Origin of the sequence: Phytobacter sp. V69, from assembly GCF_965644215.1 — a bacterium.
In the GTDB taxonomy this organism is placed as follows: Bacteria; Pseudomonadota; Gammaproteobacteria; order Enterobacterales; family Enterobacteriaceae; genus Phytobacter.
This window is the reverse complement of sequence record NZ_CBFFRL010000286.1, coordinates 1-4493: the sequence shown is the minus strand read 5'-3', so window position 1 is coordinate 4493 and position 4493 is coordinate 1. Positions and strand designations below refer to the sequence as shown.

General features: G+C 52.5%; 3 protein-coding genes. 2 read left to right on the top strand and 1 reads right to left on the bottom strand.

The genetic code is table 11. The features are described 5' to 3' along the window. Positions 1-421 precede the first annotated feature (421 nt). On the top strand, positions 422-2557 hold the full coding sequence (nrdD, locus tag ACSZPU_RS23665; protein WP_499003916.1) for an anaerobic ribonucleoside-triphosphate reductase: 2136 nt from the start codon (positions 422-424) through the stop codon (positions 2555-2557). 223 nt (positions 2558-2780) lie between these two features. Further along, the gene (gene nrdG, locus ACSZPU_RS23660; RefSeq protein WP_499003914.1) at positions 2781-3245 is read left to right on the top strand and encodes an anaerobic ribonucleoside-triphosphate reductase-activating protein; all 465 of its coding nucleotides are present in this window, start codon (positions 2781-2783) and stop codon (positions 3243-3245) included. 90 nt (positions 3246-3335) lie between these two features. Here nrdG and ACSZPU_RS23655 read toward each other — a convergent pair whose 3' ends face one another. Next, entirely contained in the window at positions 3336-3935 is a 600-nt protein-coding gene (locus ACSZPU_RS23655; RefSeq protein WP_499003919.1) for a nitroreductase family protein, read from the bottom strand. Between the last annotated feature and the right edge of the window lie 558 nt (positions 3936-4493).

Here is a 4493-nt window from a genome sequence, read left to right as displayed (position 1 = left end):
GAATAGTAAGTCTGTACGGTTCTGAGTTGCTGCATATTGCCATTATAAGTCAATACGGTATGTATGAGACGCTTACATATTACCTTACTGTTTTTGTTGAATAATTAATCAGATTTTTCTCACCACAATTTACAAAGCCGCCAGTGCCCGCCGTTTGTACTCTCCCTTTTTTACTTTGTTCTGAATCAAAAAAATCGCAAACTTGTTTGATGCAAATCACTATATATAGAACTTAGAATGCACTCCGACCCAACATATTGTATTAATCGTCTACTATTCCAACAAGGCAACGGGAACTCAGCTTGCCGGAATTGTGGATAACAAGGGTCGGGATTCGGGGAACTTACTGGCGCAACAACACTTACCCCCAGTGAATAATTCCTCACCTCTGTGGATAACCTGTTTTTAATATGGAGTGATCATGACACCGCATGTGATGAAACGAGATGGCAAGAAAGTGCCTTTCAAATCAGAGCGCATTAAAGAAGCGATTCTGCGTGCAGCTAAAGCAGCGGGAGTCGATGACGCAGACTATTGCGCCACCGTCGCAGAAATTGTTAGTCAGCAGATGCAAAACCGTTCGCAGGTCGACATCAGCGAAATCCAGATCGCTGTCGAAAACCAGCTGATGTCCGGTTCCCACAAACAGCTCGCGCGTGCCTATATTGAATATCGCCACGACCGTGACATCGCCCGTGAAAAACGTGGCCGCCTGAACCAGGAAATTCGCGGTCTGGTGGAACAGACCAACTCTGCACTGCTGAACGAAAACGCAAACAAAGACAGCAAAGTCATCCCGACCCAGCGCGACCTGCTGGCGGGCATCGTAGCCAAACACTATGCACGTCAGCACCTGCTGCCGCGTGATGTGGTGCTGGCACACGAACGTGGTGATATCCATTACCACGATCTCGATTATTCGCCGTTCTTCCCGATGTTCAACTGCATGCTGATTGACCTGAAAGGCATGCTGACCCACGGTTTTAAAATGGGTAACGCGGAAATCGAGCCGCCGAAATCCATCTCCACCGCCACTGCGGTAACCGCGCAGATTATCGCGCAGGTCGCCAGCCATATTTACGGCGGGACCACCATTAACCGTATCGACGAAGTGCTGGCGCCGTTTGTTACCGCAAGCTTTGCCAAACACCGTAAAGTCGCCGACGAATGGCAAATTCCGGATGCCGACGGCTATGCACACAGCCGCACGGAAAAAGAGTGCTACGACGCCTTCCAGTCACTGGAATACGAAGTGAACACCCTGCACACCGCCAACGGCCAGACCCCGTTCGTGACCTTCGGCTTTGGTCTGGGCACCAGCTGGGAATCGCGTCTGATTCAGCAGTCGATTCTGCGTAACCGCATTGCTGGCCTTGGCAAAAACCGCAAAACCGCCGTATTCCCGAAACTGGTGTTCGCCATTAAAGACGGCCTGAACCACAAGTTTGATGACCCGAACTACGACATCAAACAGCTGGCGCTGGAGTGCGCAAGCAAGCGTATGTACCCGGACATCCTCAACTACGATCAGGTCGTGAAAGTGACCGGTTCGTTTAAAACCCCAATGGGCTGCCGCAGCTTCCTCGGCGTGTACGAAGAGAACGGCGAACAGATCCACGACGGGCGTAACAACCTGGGTGTCATCAGCCTGAACCTGCCGCGCATCGCGCTGGAAGCCAAAGGCAATGAAGAGGCGTTCTGGAAACTGCTGGATACCCGTCTGGTGCTCGCACGTAAGGCGCTGATGACCCGTATCGCCCGTCTGGAAGGGGTGAAAGCGCGCGTTGCACCGATTCTCTATATGGAAGGTGCCTGCGGCGTGCGTCTGAAAGCCGACGATGATGTGTCAGAAATCTTCAAAAATGGCCGCGCGTCTATTTCTCTGGGCTATATCGGCATTCACGAGACCATTAACGCGCTGTTTGGCAAAGAACATATGTTCGATAGCGAAGCGCTGCGTGCCAAAGGCGTTGAGATTGTGGAACGTCTGCGCCAGGCGGTGGGTCTGTGGAAAGAAGAGACCGGCTACGGCTTTAGCCTTTACAGTACCCCGAGTGAAAACCTGTGTGACCGCTTCTGTCGTCTGGATACCGCCGAGTTTGGCGTGGTGGATGGCGTGACCGACAAAGGGTACTACACCAACAGCTTCCACCTCGACGTGGAGAAGAAGGTAAACCCGTACGACAAGATTGATTTCGAAGCACCGTACCCACCATTAGCCAGCGGCGGCTTTATTTGCTACGGCGAGTACCCGAACATTCAGCACAACCTGCGCGCGCTGGAAGATGTCTGGGATTATAGCTATCAGCATGTGCCGTATTACGGAACCAACACGCCGATTGACGAGTGCTATGAATGCGGCTTTACCGGTGAGTTCGAGTGCACTAGCAAAGGCTTTACCTGCCCGAAATGCGGAAACCACGATGCCGCCCGTGTGTCGGTGACCCGTCGCGTGTGTGGCTATCTCGGTAGCCCGGATGCCCGCCCGTTTAACGCCGGGAAGCAGGAAGAAGTGAAGCGCCGCGTGAAACATCTGGGGAATGGGCAGATCGGCTGAGTTGCTCTTTTGTTCCCCTCACCCTAACCCTCTCCCCGAAGGGGCGAGGGGACAGATCGAGAGCAGCTTCAATTACTGTAACTTACCTGATCCACGTTTTTCGCAAAGCAGGTGGCGTCAGGACAAGGCGGCAAACGAAGGAATTCCGGGGAGCTTACTCAAGTAAGTGACCCGGATGAGTGAGAGCAGCCAACGCAGTAATGGCGTCACTTGAGAAGCGAAAATGAATTACCACCAATACTACCCTGTCGACATCGTCAACGGCACCGGCACCCGCTGCACCCTCTTCGTCTCCGGGTGCGTGCATGAATGCCCCGGCTGCTATAACAAAAGCACCTGGCGGTTAAACTCCGGTATGCCGTTCACCCAGGCGATGGAAGATCAAATCATCAACGACCTCAACGACACCCGCGTGAAACGCCAGGGTATCTCGTTGTCCGGCGGCGATCCTCTCCATCCGCAAAACGTGCCGGATATCCTCAAGCTGGTGCAGCGCATCCGCGCCGAGTGTCCGGGCAAAGATATCTGGGTCTGGACGGGGTACAAGATAGACGAGCTGAACGACGCGCAAATGGCCGTTGTCGATTTAATCAACGTATTGATTGACGGGAAGTTTGTGCAGGATCTGAAAGACCCGATGCTTATCTGGCGGGGAAGCAGCAATCAGGTGGTGCATCACCTGCGCTAGCGAGTCTGTAGCCCGGATAAGGCGTTTACGCCGCATCCGGGAATCCCCGGCAACGCGACGCTTACCGGGGCTACGAATTCACGTGGTGGACTATTTCGCCACGATAAAGCGTTTATCGTCGTCCATATAGGCTTTGTCGCCTGCCGGTGCCGCGATCGAACCAAAGTTCATGTGCGCACGCAGTTTCCAGCTTGCCGGGATATTCCAGGTACGCTGTACGTCAGCATCCACCAGCGGATTGTAGTGCTGGAGGTTAGCACCAATCCCTTTCTCTGCCAGCGCCAGCCATACAGCGTACTGAGCGATACCGGAGCTGTGCTCTGACCAAATCGGGAAGTTATCGGCATAGGCAGCAAATTGTTCCTGCAGCCCGGTCACCACATCCTGATCTTCGAAAAACAGCACAGAACCCGCAGCAGCGGCGAAACCGTCCAGTTTGTCGGAGGTGGCGTGGAAGCTTTCGGCCGGCACGATTTTTCTCAGTTGTTCGCGTACCAGTTCCCAGAATTTGTTGTGCTCGTTACCCAGCAGGATCAGCGCGCGAGAACTCTGTGAGTTGAACGCGGAAGGCGCTTGCTTGATGGCATCCTGAATCGTCTGAACAACTTCATCTTCTGCCAGCGGCAGGTCTTTGCCCAGTGCGTAAATTGTTCTGCGTTGTTTCGCTAAAGCAAGGTAGTTCTCTGGCATAACGCCTCCTGAAAGCGTGGTGAATTCCAACGGGGTAGTGGTTTGCGCGACAGGCTGTTCGCGGGAAAGTAGTGCGTTCAAAATTCGCTGAAACGAGTTCATGGTTCGCTGATTCCTGTCTGTCCCTTAAAAGAGAGCAAACGACCCGCTGGCTGTTTGCCCTGACAGAGAAAAGAGTAGTCCTGCCAGCCAGTTAGGGAAAGCAGAACTATTTGTTTCTATCATTCAAAAAAAGTGAAAGAACACCATGCGTGATTATTTGCTAAACATATTCTTTTATCTGCCGATAATGACGTAGTCTCGTTCTTTCCCGCGAAGATTTATCACTCCAACGAGGCAGAAAGCTCCTTGCGTCAGGTCCTGGATTGCATTTTTCGGAGATGACAATGAACGGTATTGATAAAATTACCGCCGTAAGTGCAGGAACACTCGGTGATCCTCACTTATCAAATAATGAAAACACGTCTGGTCTGCGAGATAAACTTAAGGAAGGTGCGATTTAATCGGTGGGGTTCAGTGGAGTCCTTAGCTGTATTAGCCTTACCTTAGCTGAGCTGT